The organism is Pedobacter ginsengiterrae, from assembly GCF_039537385.1.
Taxonomy (GTDB): Bacteria; Bacteroidota; Bacteroidia; order Sphingobacteriales; family Sphingobacteriaceae; genus Pedobacter; species Pedobacter ginsengiterrae.
In genome coordinates this window covers 126,868-143,566 of record NZ_BAABAK010000010.1, presented here as the reverse complement: position 1 = coordinate 143,566, position 16,699 = coordinate 126,868, and the positions used below count along the sequence as shown (strand labels likewise).

Genomic DNA, 16,699 nt, shown 5'->3' with positions numbered 1-16,699 from the left:
TTAAAACAAGTATGAGGAAATACAACGAAATTTTAGCAAACCGAATTGCGGAAAAATTAATGGATTTGCCAGATGTGGAGGAAAAAATAATGTTTGGTGGTATTGTTTTTATGGTTAATGGCAAAATGTGCATTGGTGTATCGAAAGAAGATATGATGCTACGGATAAATCCCAAGGCTTTGGAAAATTTAGACAACAAAAACGGCTGGAAGCAAATGACTATGGGAAGCAAACTAATGAAAGGCTATATTTTAGTTTCAGAAGATGTACTTAACCGAAATGGCGAACTGGATTTCTGGATCAACTTGGCATTGGAGTTTAATCCAATAGCAAAGGCATCAAAACCTAAACGCTAATATTTTGTCCCTTTACATCAAAAGCATCGCGTAAGCCAATGGCTAAAACATTAAATGCATAAACCGTAAACATTATTGCCAAACCTGGTAAAACGGCTAGATAAGCGGCATCCATGATAATGTAACCAAAATGTTCCTTAATCATGCTTCCCCAACTTGGCATAGGCGGCTGAGCGCCAAAGCCCAGGAAACTCAACCCTGTTTCCAGTAAAATTGCGGATGCAAAATTTGCAGATGCTACAACTAGAATAGGCCCTGCAATATTTGGTAAAATGTGCTTTACAATTGTTCTAGATGTACTAAAACCCAAAGCTCTTGCGGCCTCTACAAATTCAACTTCTTTTAAAGCCATTACCTGTCCACGAACAAGTCTTGCTACATCAACCCAGGTTGATAAACCAACGGCTATAAAGATTTGCCAGAAACCTTTTCCTAATGCGAAGGAAATTGCAATAACCAATAATAGCGAAGGCAGCGACCAAACTACATTCATAAACCAACTTATTGCGGCATCTACTTTGCCACCAAAATATCCTGCAATTGCACCCAAGCTTACCCCAATAAATAAGGAAATAAGCACAGCCATTAATCCTACCGAAAGTGAAACCCGAATGCCTAATACTAATCTACTTAATAAATCTCGACCATAAATATCAGTACCCAAAAGGAAAGTTTTTGAATAAATATTATTTAACTCTAATAGTTTCTTTTCGTTGCCGAGTTTGGAGGGTAATGTGCAATTATTACATAAATCTTTAAGTTTATAACTAGATTCTTCTGCCCGTTCATCATCTCCAATATATTCGCGAATAAAAACTTGATTATTTGAAATTCTGTAAGAAGTTATAGGAATACTTTTAAAATTTGGTTCCTGGCCATAAAGCATGCGTTCGAAAAAGTTAACTTTTTTAACTTTTGGATTTTTGCTAATGATTAAAAACTGAAAACTCCGACCTGGTTTTTTATTGGTAAGCTGCAAATGCATGGTATTTGCATTTGGCGAATTATCGGGCATAATCAGATAGCCTAAAACTCCAATCAACATCAAAAGTAAAATAAAAATCAAGCCGCTTAGCGCAAGCTTGTTTCTACGAAATTTTAACCAGACTTTTCTTGATGGGCTATTATCCATTATCTAACCATTCTGCCTTTCCAATTGTATTTTCCGCTATTTCCTGCAATGCCGATATAGATAATGTACAGAATATGTAAAACATTTAAAAGAGGAATTAAAACCATCAGGCTTCTGCGTTTTGCAAAACCTGTTACATTCCATAAAAATAAGCTTTCTAAAATCATTTTAGCTAAAATCTGATAAAATGTAATCATGAAAAAACCTGGAATAAAAAATCCTGCTATAAAATTAGCCAAAATGCTAACATTAAAGCTCCAAACGAATACACCTAAAACAATTATTGATTTATTTTTATAACGCGTACTTTTCGAAGCCCAACGTTTACGCTGCTGAATAAAAGAAGCCAAAGTTGCTTTTGCATGCGTGTAAACAATGGCATCCTGGTTTTTTAAAAACCCAATTTTATCGGGATACTTTGCTGCGATTTTATGTAGCAGCAGTTCATCATCACCAGATGCTAAATCATCAATCCCCTGAAAACCCCCAACCTCATAAAAAGTCTTTTTCTCGTAAGCCAAATTTGCTCCATTACAGGTCGATGGTTTTCTATTGCCTATCGTTGATGCCCCCAAACCTATCAAGTATAAAAACTCTAAAGACTGCAATCGTTCAAATAAATTGTGCTCCTGAAAATAAGCCACGGGCGATGAAATCATTTTATACCCTTTTATCTGATAAAAATCTACAATACTCGAAAGCCATTTTTCACCCATTCTACAGTCAGCGTCTGTAGTAATAATTAAATCGCCAGAACAGCTTCCAATTGCAGTTTGAATCGCCTTTTTTTTATAAGAATTCAGGGCCTTATCTTCATTAAGCTTAATCAGTTTTACATTTTGATTAACATAACTCAAAACTATTTCGGCAGTCCGATCCGTAGAATGATCATCAATAATAATAATCTCTGTTAAATTTTTTGGGTATTGTTGCGCAAGTAAATCGTCGATGGTTTTACTAATATTCAATTCTTCATCTCGTGCGGCAACAATAATCGAAACCTTGGTTTTGGATTCAGAATTATGTGCTTTAAAAAAGATAAGCTTATGCCAGCCTGTAATAAACGTGACCACTAAAAAACCGTAAATTAACGTTAGAGCAGTTGATATTAGACTAATTAGATTTAGAATTTCCAAAAAAATTGAGTTTAAAAACGAAATAAGTGCCTAAGATAGCAGGAATAATAATATTTATTAGCCATATACTTGCCGTACATGCAATAACGGCAACATCTTGCTTGGTTATATAGCTAAAAAAGTACGAGGCTGTTACACTTCTAATACCAACATCAAACAAATCGAGCGACGGCAAAGTAGATTGAACAAAAAATAAAATGCAGATCATCATTACAATATCTGCATAATGCAAACCTGGAACCAGCCAAATAAAAAGTATAAAATATTGGGAGCTAAAAACCAGGTAGCGGGCTAAACAAAACATCAAAATTCTGAACAGTTCTCCCTTTCGGTAACGGCCCAAAATACTGTAAAATTTCTTGTATTTACGAGTAAATTTAAATGATAATAAAATGCCATTAAGCCATTGTATATTAAAATAAAATACGATAAAGAAAAGACAAAAAGCTACAGCTAAAATCTGAATGGCGAAGAATAAACGATAATCTAAATCGATAAAACGATAAATAAATAAGCTTAAGGCAATTGCACCAAAAATATTAGTTAAAACCAACTGACCAATATTTCCGACCGCCATTGCAACTACGCCTACAATTCTTCTTTTGGGTGATAAGAAGAAAACTCTTCCTCCGTATTCACCTAATCGGTTGGGCGTAAAAATGGCTAATGTTAGTCCGCAGAAAACAGATTCAATAGCCCTGTAAAAGCTGAAACTTTCTATTTTCAACATTAACCTCTTCCACTTTGCAGCTTCTAAAAACCAGTTTACAAACATTAATAAGAAAACCAATCCGATAATGCTTATAATTTCTACTTTTGGAATATTGCTTAAAAGCAATTCGAAATTTTGCAGATTTTTATTGGCTACAACCTTGTGATAGATGAACCAAAAAGCAAATACAATAATTGCAGCTTTAATTATAATCGTTAATATTTTTTTGCTCCTTGCTGTCAACTTTATCTTTTTAGTTTGCAAATATGCTTAATATTGCTGTAATGTTGAACGAAAAAAAGGAACGCATAATTTTGGGAATTGACCCAGGTACAGCGGTGATGGGTTATGGGATTATTTTAGAGAAAGGGAATAAAACCGAATTGCTGAGTATGGGTGTGGTTAAAATGACTCACCTTGATGATCCTTTCTTAAAACTTCAACGAATTTTCGAAAAAACAGTTGTACTTATCGATCAATATAAACCAGACGTTTTAGCTATTGAAGCTCCATTTTATGGAAAAAATATTCAGGTTTTATTAAAACTAGGGCGGGCACAGGGAACGGCAATTGCAGCGGCTCTTTCGAGAAACATATCTGTAACCGAATATTCTCCAAGAAAGATAAAGCAATCGATTACAGGTAACGGAAATGCCACTAAAGAACAGGTAGCTGCTATGCTGCAACGTTTGCTAAATTTTAAAGAAACACCCGAGTTTTTAGATGCTACTGATGGTTTGGCCGTTGCAGTTTGCCATTCGTTTCAAAAAATCACTACTGGAGGCAAATCTAAAACTTATTCTGGTTGGGAATCTTTTGTAACTGATAATAAGACTAAAGTTAAGGGCTTAGCTGTTAAAGCTAAGAAATAGAATTAGTTTCGGTCGGCGTTTCACCGACCGAAATACTATATAATCAATGTATAAAATTAAAGAACGAATTAACTTAGACTTTTTTTATTTCTATAGTATTTGAAAGCAAGGTATCCTGCAATTACAAGTAAAAATAACATCCACAGATTAGAAAGCGCTAAAATTAACTCCATAAATATTGTCCAACCGTTTACAATATTAAGCCATAAACGATTAGCAAAAGCAGGGCGGTAATCAGATAAATTGTCATTTGCAACAACCATTGTTTTTACGGTATTATCCTGATAAAAATTAAGTGTAATGGTACTGTATTTCACACGAGCATCGATACTCATGTTGTCAATTTTCCGATCAACATAATCATCCTTTAAGGCCAAAGAGGTTTCTATATTATCGGTTTTTTTTGATGGAATTTGAGCAATCTGATTAGAAGCAACTACCCTATTCTGAGCTTTCATTTTATTTGCCAGATAAATAATACTCTGATCGTCCATTTTCATGGATGAACTATTTACAAATACCGCAATTTTAGCAATAGTATTCGTAAACTCATCAAGTTTTTCTGATGGAACTTTAGCTACCAGATAACCTTCCGTACGATAAGAAGTAATTTCTTTTAATGAATCGGTAGATAATCTTACCTTATCTGTTTCTTGAATTGCACTTTCGATAGAAAATTCGGCAATTGCTCCGCCTTGGGCTTTGATGGTTTGACTTAATTGTTCTTTGGTTTTCTGAACATCTTTTACGCGAAACCGCATATCGGCGGTTTTAATAATCTTCGAAGCGGCAGTATCAATAGCTTCTTTATTTAATTCATTTACACTGATGGCATCAGCGCTTTCTGATTTTCTATTAGCATTTTGGCAACCAAATAATCCTACGATTATGGCTATAGCAATAATATTCCTTTTCATGATTTAGTGGTTCTAAAAAATTAATCATTTTAAATATTTGCTTCAAATGGCCATTAGAAGTTCAACGTATTTTTTATTGTAACGTTGTATTTTCCCTTTATACAAAAAAGTGATTTAGGTAACCCTTAGTAGCTCGAGGCTTTAAGTTTTGGCGAGTTATTAGGAGGATTTAAAGCCTAAAATTTTAGCTTTGAGATTGCATTTAGCACTCGAATAGTTAGGTTTTCGTATGTAAATTAAACCTGACAGTAGTGTGCATGAAGCCAATTCTTTCAATTGGGCGAGTAAAGCGAATGGCAGGGCTAATGGAACCCAAAAGCACAGAAACTTGCTTTTCTAAATAATATTAAAACAAAAAAGCCTGTCGTGATTTTTAACATGACAGGCTTTAATATTTAGAGAGAAATACTATGCGTCTAAAATTTTGAACACACCTTTAATACTAATAATTGCACCGATGAATAAAATAATCCATGAAACTAAAGATAACATAGATGAATCGAAGGCGAAACGTAAATAAGTACCAACCATGCAAACCAGTACACCAAAAATTATTAATTTGTAGATTCCAGCCTGGTTAGCTGTTTTCATGCTTTCTGTATTGTGCTTTATTTCGTTGTTCTCCATAATGTTTATTTTTATGATGCTGCAAAAGTAATACTTATTGCTGAATAATTACATAAACTTAGTAACTTTTTAATCGTTCTAAGCGCTGTTTTGCTTTGTCTTTATCATTTAGGTTTTCGCCTTGATATAAAGGCTTTTCCCAGTCGCCATACATTGGGTTGGGCAGTACAATATATTTCACGCCAAAGAGTGTTTGATTCGTACTAACCTGCTCTGTTGTATTCTTATTTTCACGGTAAAACACATTGGAGAAATCGCTTAAATTATCGCCACATAACATCAAAATATTGTGGGTTTCGGCTATTTTTTGTCTTCTAGGTTCTTTATTAGAAGTTCCTTTTGAAACGAGCAAATGTGCATCATCTGCATATGGAAAACCAAATTTTTGCAAGTTCTTAAGCGTTGGTGTATAATCTTTTTCATCACGGTTGCTGAGGTAGAAAGTTTCGATATTTTTAGAAGCCGCAAATTTTAAAAAATCTAAAGCACCTGGTACGGTATCTGCCTGTGATAAATTTGTCCACGCTGTCCAATCGGCAGGGTTATAGCTTAAACCTTTTTTAATTTCATGACCTTGGAAGGGAGAATTATCTAAAACAGTTTCATCTATATCTACAATAACACAATTTGGTTTTTTACTGGTATCGGCCCATAAAGCTTCTTTAAGTGATAAGCGGGCAAAATTATAAGCTTGAAAACATAGTGCTTTATATTCGCCCGAAGTTTGTTGCCAAAGCACTGCGTTAGTGTAATCTCTTGCTGGCGATTGCGCCTTAACAAAAAATGGAGCGAGTGTTAAGATGATTAAAATGTATTTTTTCATGATGGAATATTAATGAACAAAGATATTAACTCCTAATTATGCACAATACATTTATTCTAAATTAATTAAGGTAACCATCAATCAATTACGGTTAAACCACAAATAATTTACGCCATTTGTTATCCCATTAATTTTTTAGTTACAAGATTTCATTATTTTTAAGCACACACAAATAAAATCAATTATATGAAAACTAAAAAATTAATAGGGCTCGCAATAGCCTTATTGTGTCTTGCTGCCTGCAAGAAGGAAAACCCAATAATCGAGCCTCCAGTCATTGAAAAAACTGATCCATTGGAACTGTTAAAAGATTCTGTTTCGTACATTATTGATGGAAAGCAAATGGTACAAAAAAAATCACAAACAAGGAGTAACTCGTTAAGAAATGCCGTGGCTAATGTGAATCTCGATTCGTTAGTAAAGCAGAAAGAGTATACCTCGGGGGATAAAGATTCAGTGATGTTTGGAGTCGGGTTCCTTTTCGAAGATGGGAACAGAAACGGAATTGAGATCTCTTTCCTAAAAAAATACAACAAAAATCAAGCTCAGCCAGAAACCAACCAAACCAATTTTTTTGTACCCAAAAACAAATTAGATTTATTTTCTGTAGGCGAACGTAAATTCGCTATGGACTTTAGTAGAAATAATTCTCAAAACGGTGTTCTTTTTGAATTATCTGGAGATAATTATGGCCTGCAAACAAATGGATATTCGAGTCTTGCTTATCATGCGCCGTTAAAGCCTGAATTGCAAAGTCAATCTAAATTTGAAATCACAAACTTGCAAAAACTAAAATCAGGAAAGTACTTGTTAGAAGCAAAATTCAATGCATCAGTTTACCGGGCCGATGGCACGAATATTAAAAAAATTGAGAATGGATATTTACGGTTAATAATCAATCCAGAGAACCTTTATTTTTAACTAAAAAGCCCATTTCAATTAAGAATGGGCTTTTTAGTTAAATCCTTAGGCAAGCTTAGGATGACAAATCGGGTTTATCCGTTCAATGCTGCTGCACCACTTACAATCTCTGTTAACTCTGTTGTAATTGCTGCCTGACGAGCCTGGTTATACGAAAGTTTTAAAGCTTTCAATAATTCACCAGCATTTTCAGTTGCCTTATCCATCGATGTCATACGTGCGCCATGCTCAGATGCGTGAGAATCTAACACCGCTTTGTATAACTGAATTTTAATTGATTTAGGAATTAATTGTTCTACAATTTCTTCTTTCGAAGGCTCCAAGATGTAATCTACATTTCCAGCTTTTGCATCAGTTTTAACTTCTTCCTCTTTAACTAAAGGCAATAATTGTTCAGTAGTAATAAATTGGACCGCTGCGTTTCTGAAACGGTTGTAAATCACTTCCACTCTATCATATTCACCTTTAACAAAACCATCCATAATGGTATCGGTAATTTTGGTTACGTTTTCGAAGGTTAAAGCAGCATACAGTTCATTATTGTTACCAACAACGTTGTATTTACGCTTTTCGTAGAAATCCTGAGTTTTCTTACCAATAGAAATCATGCTAACATTACCGTTTTTAAACTGCTCGCTATATTTCTCAGCAATTAAATTGTTGGCCGCTTTAATTACGTTCATGTTAAAGGCACCAGCCAAACCACGGTTTGATGATACAGTAACAATTAAAACCTTATTGGGCTCACGCTCTTCGATAAAAGGCGATGAAGAACCCTCTAAACTTGCTGAAAGATTTTCTAAAATTTCTTTAAGTTTAGTTGCATAAGGACGTAAAGCGATAATTGCATTAGTAGCACGTTTCAACTTAGCAGCCGAAACCATTTTCATAGCTTTGGTAATCTGTTGGGTTGATTGTACCGACGCAATTCGGTTTCTTACTTCTTTTAAATTAGCCATTCTTTAAGTATCGAGTATTAAGTATCAAATATCAAGATTGGATTCGTTACCTGTCTTGATACCTGATACTCGCTACTTGTATCTAATTAATATTTACTTGAAATCTCTTTTGCAACTGTATCTAAAACACCGGTAATAGTATCATCAAATTTACCAGCTTTTAATGCTGCTAAAGTGTCTGGATGACGCATTTCCAATTGAGTTAAATATTCAGTTTCGAATTCTTTTACTTTATCAACTGGTACACTACGCATTAAGTTTTTAGTACCCGCATAAACGATAGCAACTTGTTTCTCTACAGTAAAAGGAGTAAACTGTGCTTGTTTTAACATTTGTACATTACGTGCACCTTTATCTAAAACCGATTTCGTTGCAGCATCTAAATCAGAACCGAATTTAGAGAAAGCCTCTAATTCACGGTATTGAGCCTGATCTAACTTTAAAGTACCAGCTACTTTTTTCATCGATTTAATTTGCGCATTACCACCTACACGTGATACCGAAATACCTACGTTAATAGCTGGACGAATACCTGAGTTGAACAAGTTCGACTCCAAGAAAATCTGACCATCAGTAATCGAAATTACGTTAGTTGGAATGTATGCAGAAACATCACCAGCTTGAGTTTCAATAATTGGTAAAGCTGTTAATGAACCACCACCTTTAACAATATGTCTAATCGATTCTGGTAAATCGTTCATTGCTTTTGCGATATCATCATTTGCATTGATTTTCGCAGCTCTTTCTAACAAACGACTGTGTAAGTAGAAAACATCACCTGGATAAGCCTCACGACCTGGTGGACGACGTAGTAATAATGACACCTCACGGTAAGCAACAGCTTGTTTAGATAAATCATCATAAACAATTAAAGCTGGTCTTCCAGTATCACGGAAAAACTCGCCAATTGCAGCACCTGCAAACGGAGCATAAAACTGCATTGGAGCAGGATCTGCAGCCGAAGCAGCAACAACAACCGTATATGGTAAAGCGCCGTTTTCCTCTAGTGTACGTACAATGTTTGCAACGGTAGAGTTTTTCTGACCAATAGCAACATAAATACAGAACACAGGCTGGCCTGCTTCATAAAATTCTTTTTGGTTAATAATGGTATCAATACAAACCGCTGTTTTACCAATCTGACGATCGCCAATAACCAACTCACGTTGACCACGACCAATTGGAATCATTGCATCGATTGCTTTAATACCAGTTTGTAAAGGCTCATTTACTGGCTGACGATAAATTACACCAGGTGCTTTACGCTCTAAAGGCATTTCGTAAGTTTCACCTTGAATTGGGCCTTTACCATCTAAAGGCTCACCTAAAGTGTTAACTACACGGCCAAGCATACCTTCACCAACTTTAATAGAGGCAATTTTTTTAGTACGTTTAATTGTATCACCTTCTTTAATCCCGTCAGAAGCACCTAAAAGTACCACACCAACGTTATCTTCTTCAAGGTTTAATACAATGCCTTGCAGGCCGTTTGCAAATTCAACCAACTCACCCGATTGAACTTTAGTTAAACCGTAAACACGGGCAATACCGTCGCCCACTTGCAACACGGTACCAACTTCTTCCAGTTCGGTTTCTGATTTGAAGCCCGCCAATTGCTGTCTGATAATTGCCGATACTTCGTCTGGTCTTACCTCTACCATAATTTTAATTTATATCTTTTTGTAAATGTAAATCTTGTACTTTTTTGTTATTCCAGTCCCGCTTTCTGCTTAATTTTTGTCCTTCGACTACGCTCAGGATGACAAAAATACCGCTGCCAATCGGGTTTATATTATTTATTGCAGTAGTTCTTTTGTTATTTCAGTACCACTCAAAGTTTCTAAAAAACCCCATCTTGATACTTAATACTAACTACTTTATACTTCTAAGCAGCAAATTCTTTCTTAAGTTTATTTAATCCGCTGGCAATGCTTGCATCAAACTGCTTGTCGCCAACCTTTAAAATAAAACCACCAATAAGTTTTTCGTCAATTTTTTCGTTAACAATAACCTCATTAGCGCCTAATTCTCTTTTTACAATAGCAACAATCTGTTCTTTAGCAGCTCCGCTTAAAACAGTTGCAGTTGTAACATCAGCAGTAACAATACCTTTTATTTTATTGTATTGCTCTATAAATTGTTTTGCAGTAGCAAATAAAATAGCTGAACGTCCTTTAGAAACCACAATTTTAAAGAAAGTAAGCGTTAACGCACCTACTTTATCAGTGAAAATCCCGTTTAAAATACCAGTTTTTTTATCTAAAGGTACAATTGGGTTTTTCAATATCGCTTCTAACTCCGGGGTTTTATCAACCACATTTTCAAACAATACCATATCGTTATAAGCATCAGCCAATGTATTATTTTCAACGGCTAAGTCTATTAATGATTTTGCGTATCTGCCTGCAACTTTAATTTCTGACATATATTTTGAGTCGTAAGTTGTAAGTGATAAGTGATACGTTTTAGTTGTTGATTAATAACCCGACAACTCTACCCAATACTTAAAACTTAAAACGTAATACTTATAACTTAATTTAATTCAACGTCTTTTAACAAATTAGCTACTAAAGCTTCTTGTTTAGTTTTATCATCTAACTGTGTACGTAAAACACGTTCAGCAATTTCTAATGATAATGTAGAAACCTGATCTTTAACTTCTGCTAAAGCTGCTTTCTTTTGGTTTTCGATTTCGATTTTAGCTTTCTCAATCAATTTAGCACCTTCTACCTGAGCTTGTTTTTTAGCTTCGTTTAAGATACCATCTTTTAAAGTTTTAGCTTCTTTCAAAATTTCATCGCGTTCAGCACGTGCTTGCTGCATTAAATCTTGATTTTGAGCAGTTAATCTAGCCATTTCTTGTTTAGCTAAATCCGCTTTGTTTAATGCATCATCAATACTTTGCTCACGCTCATGTATTGCTTTCATAATTGGTTTCCAGGCAAATTTACCTAGTAAAAACAACAACAGTAAAAAAGCAATGGTATTCCATACCAACAAGCCAATTTCAGGAACTAATAAATCCATCTTATATATTTAATATTCTTATTACACGATACAATTTAAACAAGAACCTAAACGGCAATCCCGAATAGGTTCTTGTATTGATTTTTTCTTTGATTATTTTGCAATCAAAGAAACTACTACTGCGAATAAAGCAACCGCCTCGATAAAGGCTGCAGCGATAAGCATAGCAGTTTGAATTTTTGAAGCGGCTTCTGGTTGACGAGCAATAGATTCCATTGCAGATCCACCAATTTTACCGATACCTAATCCTGCGCCAATTGCAGCTAGGCCTGCACCGATTGCAGCTAAAGATGTAATTCCCATTTTTATTTATTTATTTATTTAACAATTATTGTTCTAATTAATGGTGTTCCTCTACGGCCATACCTATAAATAAGGCCGATAGAATTGTAAATATAAACGCTTGAATAAATGCTACCAAAAACTCAATTAAGCCGATAAATACAGCAAAGAAAATTGAAGCAGGTGCTATCCAAAGTGAGTTAAAGATAAAAATTAAGCAAAGTAACGACATTACTAAGATGTGACCAGCAGTAATGTTCGCGAATAACCTGATGGCTAAAGCGATAGGCTTAGTGAAAACACCAAAAATCTCTACTGGAATCATTAATGGTTTTAACCACCATGGCACAGGCGGGTTAAGAATGTGTCCCCAGTAGTTTTTATTACCTTTAAAAGTGATAATTAAGAAAGTACATGCTGCTAAAACTATAGTTAAAGCAATGTTACCCGTTACGTTAGCACCACCTGGAAAGAATGGAACCAAACCTAACATATTGTTCAACCAGATAAAAAAGAATACCGACAATAGATAAGGCATAAAAGCCGCATATTTATGACCAAGATTTGGTCTGGCGATATCATCACGAACAAAAATAATAATTGGCTCTAAGAAAGATTGTAAACCTTTAGGCGCTTTACCTTCTCTTTTCTTATATGAAGAAGCAACTACAGTAAAAACAATTACTAACAGCACAACTGAAAGCAACATACTAAAAACGTTTTTTGTAATCGAGAAATCGATTGGGCGGGCGTTTGTTACTTTCTCTTCTCCACCTACGATTTCGTGAGAAACGAAAGAACCATGTTCATTTGCGGTAGTATTAGCGTAATAAATTTTATTGTGGGCAATTGCAAAACGTTGACCGTCTTTTTCTACAACCTGCGTACCATCATCATTAAACTTAAAAGCAGAGGAGTTAAAAGTTACCAAACCATTATTTGTCCATAAAATGATTGGCAAATGCAAATGAAAACCATGCTCTCCATGACCAAAAAGCGTAAAATAATGACTATCACTAATGTGATGAAAGATGAAAGTGGTAATATCAAAACCTTTCTCTTTTTCTCCGTGAGCTTCATTTTGGGCTACAGCCGAACCTACTTCACTTGTGTTTGCAACAGCACTATCTACAGGCAACGAAGCAACGCTATCAACTTGAGCGAAAGTATCATTTTTGATAGATAAAAACGCTGTTAAAAGCGCAAAAACAACAATTACCTTCTTAACTTTCGACATGAAAACTTGGTTAAAATCCATTTATTGGCAGTTTTTTACTTTAAATTTTGGTGGCGCAAGTTACACAACAAACAATACATTTCAAAGGCCGTAAACAATAAATAAAGAGAAAAAAAATTTACGATAAAAAGAACCGCATTTTCCTTAGTATTTATACTGTAAATCAGCACAAAAGCCATACAAAAAATCATCTTCACAATAACAGAGCCTAATATGGCCATAACACCCATCTCTGGATTTCGATTTATACCAATATAAGCAAGTGCGTAAGCGATATAAGTTATGCCAGCTAAAAAGCCAAAAATTACCCAAAAACTAGCCACAAAAAGCTGAGCTGTTGAAAAAATTAACGGCACGACAAAAATTAGGCTGATTAGCAATCCGACGAAAATCAAATAAAAACTGGTGAATTTGGCTAGAGTCAAGGGAATAATTTCTTTGCTATTTAAAAACTTTGCCAAAGATAAGGTTTTTAAAATCAAACATCTAGTAGAGTTTCACTAAATTGAATCGGTACTTAAAACGAGAATATTTTATTAATTACTTTTAAGCAGATTTTATAATACATCAAAATATAATTATCGAAATCACTTCATTACCTGCCTAATTACCTGAAATAAGGCTATCCCTACTCCTAATAAAGCAAAAGCCGCGGTAATGATATTCGTTTCGCTTTGTCTGTGCTGGTCTATTTTATAGCCTATAAAAGTTAGTAAACCTATTGTTGCAATCATTTGAAAACCAATAGCCGAATATTTTGCAGCTGCATTCACCTTTTTTTCACTATTCTCTTCTTTAGGCTTTTCCATTTTTTAATGCAATAATTATTTAACTTTGAATAATTAAAATTTGTTTCAAGATGAAATAATTTTAACTAAATTTTGTTTACTATATATCACTAACGCGATTATTTATACTTGAAAAAACATACAAACAAAACCTTTTCTCCCTTCCTTTTTCTTTTCAGCCTACTTTTTATCTACGGCTGTGTAGCTAATAAAGATACTGCCATAAGCCGTAAGATGCAAAACTTAACGGCAAGGTATAACTATATCTATAATTCTAATGTCTTACTTACCGAATATAATGAGGGTTTAATACAAACTTATTCCGATAATTACGATAAAATTTTGCCCGTCTATTTAGATCCAGAACCTCAGATAAATTTAACACTAACACCTGGTGTAGCCAATAAATCTTTAGATGATGTTATTTTTAAAGGACAAACCATCATCAACGATAAAAGTTTCAGCAATTACATCGATGATTCTTACATGCTTTTGGGTAAAGCCAACTATTTAAAAGGCAACTATTTTATCTCGTCAGAATACTTTGATTACACGGCAAAAACCTTTGGTAATAATTTAAAAACTTTCATTTTAGCCCTAAACTGGAAAGCAAAAAGCCAAATGCAGCTAAATAATATGATTTTTGCCGATAAGATTTTGGATACCATGTTACGTGCCTCCGATCAGCTGAAAAAAGATTTGGCAGAGCCATTGGCTACAACGGCGCAAATGCGTATTTATCAAAAACGCTATAAAGAGGCAATATTATTATTAGAAGCTGCCATTAGAAATGCTGACGAGAAACAGCTAAGAATTCGCTGGCAATATATACTTGCTCAATTACAGGAAAAGGAAAATGATTTACAAAATGCTTTCATCAATTTTACTAAGGTTGAAAACAGTAATGCTCCTTTTGAAATGTATTTTCATGCCAATTTAGAGCGTATAAAGTTAAAAGCTTTAATAAGTGGCTACAAAGTAAATGAAGATAAAGCTTTACTGGCTTTGTTAAAGGATGATAAGAATTTCGATTACAAAGATCAGATTTATTATAAAGTTGGCGAACTTTATAACACAGAGGGCAAATTTGATCAAGCAGAAGAAAGTTATAAAAAATCAATTCAGCAAAGTACCCGTAATCAAAACCAAAAGGCACTTTCTTATCTAAGAATTGCAGATTTAAATTTTAAAGAATTTAAAAATTACATCAAAGCAAAACTCTATTACGATAGTACAGTTACCATTTTACCTAAAAATTTCCCTGATTATGAAAGTATTGTTAAAAAGGCCGAAAACCTGCAATACCTTTCTGATAGGTATACAATCATAGCTAAAGAAGATACCTTACAGGCAATTGCTAAACTACCTCAAGATCAAAGAGTAGATAAAATTAAAAATCTCTTAAAATCAAAGGTCGAAGTTTCAAATCCTGCTTCAACAGGAAATCAATCTCTTGACAACGCTACGTTTTTAAATCCAACGTTAAATGCAAACCCCACAAATAACACTGGAAATGTTTTTTATTTTAATAATAATGCAGCGATAAGTAACGGCTTTAACGATTTTAAAAAACGCTGGGGCAACAGGCAGTTGGAAGATAACTGGCGTCAAAGTGTTCGTTCATCGGCACAAGAAAATAATCAAATTTTAGCTGGAAAAACATCCCCTGGACTTTCATCTACTACAGATCCAAATGCACAAACTACAGCAGATCAATCATTACTAGAAAAACAATATGCTGATGCTTTGCCTGTTACAGCTGAATTAGTTACCTTATCAAACCAAAAAATTATTGATGCCTACTTCGAAATAGCAAGTTTTTATCAGCAAGAACTAAACGATAAAGCGGAGGCAAATAAAGTTTATTTAGAACTTCTTAAGCGTTTTCCAGAGAACAATCATCTGGTAGCGATTTATTACAGCCTGTATTTAAATTATAAAGGTATCGAAGAGGGAAAGGCTAACGAATACAGGCAACTGGTATTAACTAAATTCCCAGAATCTAATTTTGCAAAAACGATTATCGATCCTTCTTATTCTGCAAAGCAGGATGAACTGGAAAACATTATAAATCAGAACTATAATAAAGTTTTCGAGGCTTATGCAAAAAAAGATTATGGAATGGTTGTTAAGCAATCGAATGAAAATATTGCTGCCTATCCAAACAATGATTTGGCAGCACAGTATGCTTACCTGAAAGCGATTGCTATCGGAAGGACTTCAAAGGTTGATCCCTTGCTAATCGAATTGAATAGTATTACAACACTTTATCCAAACGATTTAATTATCACACCTCTGGTTAAAGATCATTTAAAATATATCGAGGCTAACTTAGAAGAATTTAAACAACGTCGTGTGGCTTTAATAGATTTCGATTCTACTGAACCTCGGTTTGCTAATCAGGCTATACCTGCTGATGTTAAGCCAAAACCAATTGAAAATATTAATGCAGCAACGGTAACCAAACCAGCCGAAAATATGGCAAAACCTATTGAGAAGCCTGCTGAAAAACCAGTTGAGATTAAAACAGAAACGGGTAAACCAGCAAGCATTTTCAGTAATGCAACATCAAATACTTACTATTACGTTGTAGATGTTGAAGATGCTTCCTTAACTTTGAGCTCTTCCAGATTCGGTATCGGTCAGTTTAATAGAGGAAACTATCCTGATAACGATTTGGCCCATAAATTGGTAGAGTTAGATAACGACCAACTAATTTATGTAACCAGTTTCGTTGATATGGAAGATGCAAAAATATACGAAGAAAGTATTAAAGGGCAGCTTAAAAACATTATGAAAGTGCCTGCAAACAAATATAAAAGCTTCATAATCAGTAAAGAAAATTTCGAAAAAATAACAGATAGAACTCGTATTAACGAATATCTGGAGTTTTACAAAAACAATTATTAA

General features: G+C 34.3%; 18 protein-coding genes. 4 read left to right on the top strand and 14 right to left on the bottom strand.

Annotated elements, in window-relative coordinates:
• Positions 1 to 11 precede the first annotated feature (11 nt).
• Entirely contained in the window at positions 12 to 356 is a 345-nt protein-coding gene (locus ABD692_RS10135; protein ID WP_344766711.1) for a TfoX/Sxy family protein, read from the top strand.
• Here ABD692_RS10135 and ABD692_RS10130 read toward each other — a convergent pair.
• The 3 genes from ABD692_RS10130 to ABD692_RS10120 are packed head-to-tail and all read right to left on the bottom strand — an operon-like array spanning position 346 to position 3,579.
• A complete protein-coding gene (locus ABD692_RS10130; protein ID WP_344766709.1) occupies positions 346 to 1,488 on the bottom strand; it encodes an ABC transporter permease in 1,143 nt (380 codons plus the stop codon). The two genes, ABD692_RS10135 and ABD692_RS10130, sit on opposite strands and share 11 nt — an antisense overlap.
• Positions 1,488 to 2,624, bottom strand: coding sequence for a glycosyltransferase family 2 protein (locus ABD692_RS10125; RefSeq protein WP_344766707.1), 1,137 nt, complete (start codon positions 2,622 to 2,624; stop codon positions 1,488 to 1,490). The genes ABD692_RS10130 and ABD692_RS10125 overlap by 1 nt, the downstream gene beginning before the upstream one ends.
• The gene (locus tag ABD692_RS10120) at positions 2,602 to 3,579 is read right to left on the bottom strand and encodes a hypothetical protein (protein ID WP_344766705.1); all 978 of its coding nucleotides are present in this window, start codon (positions 3,577 to 3,579) and stop codon (positions 2,602 to 2,604) included. The genes ABD692_RS10125 and ABD692_RS10120 overlap by 23 nt, the downstream gene beginning before the upstream one ends.
• 41 nt (positions 3,580 to 3,620) lie before the next feature.
• On the opposite strand from ABD692_RS10120, the gene ruvC reads away from it, so the two are divergent.
• A complete protein-coding gene (gene ruvC / locus ABD692_RS10115; RefSeq protein WP_316755922.1) occupies positions 3,621 to 4,208 on the top strand; it encodes a crossover junction endodeoxyribonuclease RuvC in 588 nt (195 codons plus the stop codon).
• Positions 4,209 to 4,276: 68 nt separating this feature from the next.
• On the opposite strand, the gene ABD692_RS10110 is transcribed toward ruvC, so the two are convergent.
• The 3 genes from ABD692_RS10110 to ABD692_RS10100 form a co-directional block, all read right to left on the bottom strand.
• A complete protein-coding gene (locus tag ABD692_RS10110) occupies positions 4,277 to 5,125 on the bottom strand; it encodes a DUF4349 domain-containing protein (protein ID WP_316755921.1) in 849 nt (282 codons plus the stop codon).
• 408 nt (positions 5,126 to 5,533) lie between these two features.
• The gene (locus ABD692_RS10105; protein WP_316755918.1) at positions 5,534 to 5,752 is read right to left on the bottom strand and encodes a hypothetical protein; all 219 of its coding nucleotides are present in this window, start codon (positions 5,750 to 5,752) and stop codon (positions 5,534 to 5,536) included.
• Positions 5,753 to 5,810: 58 nt separating this feature from the next.
• Complete coding sequence (locus tag ABD692_RS10100; protein ID WP_316755917.1) at positions 5,811 to 6,575, bottom strand: 5'-nucleotidase, lipoprotein e(P4) family; 765 nt, start codon at positions 6,573 to 6,575, stop codon at positions 5,811 to 5,813.
• Positions 6,576 to 6,761: 186 nt separating this feature from the next.
• Here ABD692_RS10100 and ABD692_RS10095 point away from each other — a divergent pair, with 186 nt between their 5' ends.
• Positions 6,762 to 7,496 (top strand): hypothetical protein, encoded by a 735-nt coding sequence (locus ABD692_RS10095; RefSeq protein ID WP_316755914.1) that lies wholly within the window; start codon positions 6,762 to 6,764, stop codon positions 7,494 to 7,496.
• 74 nt (positions 7,497 to 7,570) lie between these two features.
• On the opposite strand, the gene atpG is transcribed toward ABD692_RS10095, so the two are convergent.
• From atpG to ABD692_RS10055, 8 genes are all read right to left on the bottom strand, one after another.
• Positions 7,571 to 8,455, bottom strand: a complete 885-nt coding sequence (atpG, locus tag ABD692_RS10090) for an ATP synthase F1 subunit gamma (protein WP_344766701.1) — start codon at positions 8,453 to 8,455, stop codon at positions 7,571 to 7,573.
• An 86-nt stretch (positions 8,456 to 8,541) separates the two neighbouring features.
• Entirely contained in the window at positions 8,542 to 10,116 is a 1,575-nt protein-coding gene (gene atpA / locus ABD692_RS10085; protein WP_316755910.1) for a F0F1 ATP synthase subunit alpha, read from the bottom strand.
• Positions 10,117 to 10,340: 224 nt separating this feature from the next.
• Positions 10,341 to 10,880 carry an ATP synthase F1 subunit delta gene (gene atpH, locus ABD692_RS10080; RefSeq protein ID WP_316755908.1) on the bottom strand — a complete coding sequence of 180 codons (540 nt, stop codon included), beginning with the start codon at positions 10,878 to 10,880 and terminating at the stop codon, positions 10,341 to 10,343.
• Between the two features lie 107 nt (positions 10,881 to 10,987).
• On the bottom strand, positions 10,988 to 11,482 hold the full coding sequence (locus ABD692_RS10075) for a F0F1 ATP synthase subunit B (RefSeq protein WP_316755905.1): 495 nt from the start codon (positions 11,480 to 11,482) through the stop codon (positions 10,988 to 10,990).
• Positions 11,483 to 11,575: 93 nt separating this feature from the next.
• Positions 11,576 to 11,785 (bottom strand): ATP synthase F0 subunit C, encoded by a 210-nt coding sequence (gene atpE, locus ABD692_RS10070; protein WP_316755903.1) that lies wholly within the window; start codon positions 11,783 to 11,785, stop codon positions 11,576 to 11,578.
• Between the two features lie 37 nt (positions 11,786 to 11,822).
• Entirely contained in the window at positions 11,823 to 13,001 is a 1,179-nt protein-coding gene (gene atpB, locus ABD692_RS10065; RefSeq protein ID WP_344766698.1) for a F0F1 ATP synthase subunit A, read from the bottom strand.
• 35 nt (positions 13,002 to 13,036) lie between these two features.
• Positions 13,037 to 13,462, bottom strand: a complete 426-nt coding sequence (locus tag ABD692_RS10060) for a hypothetical protein (protein WP_316755899.1) — start codon at positions 13,460 to 13,462, stop codon at positions 13,037 to 13,039.
• 126 nt (positions 13,463 to 13,588) lie between these two features.
• Positions 13,589 to 13,810, bottom strand: coding sequence for an AtpZ/AtpI family protein (locus ABD692_RS10055; RefSeq protein ID WP_344766695.1), 222 nt, complete (start codon positions 13,808 to 13,810; stop codon positions 13,589 to 13,591).
• Positions 13,811 to 14,023: 213 nt separating this feature from the next.
• Between ABD692_RS10055 and porW the strand changes: the two genes are divergently transcribed.
• Positions 14,024 to 16,699: a type IX secretion system periplasmic lipoprotein PorW/SprE gene (gene porW / locus ABD692_RS10050; RefSeq protein WP_344766693.1), complete on the top strand. Its 2,676-nt coding sequence runs from the start codon at positions 14,024 to 14,026 to the stop codon at positions 16,697 to 16,699.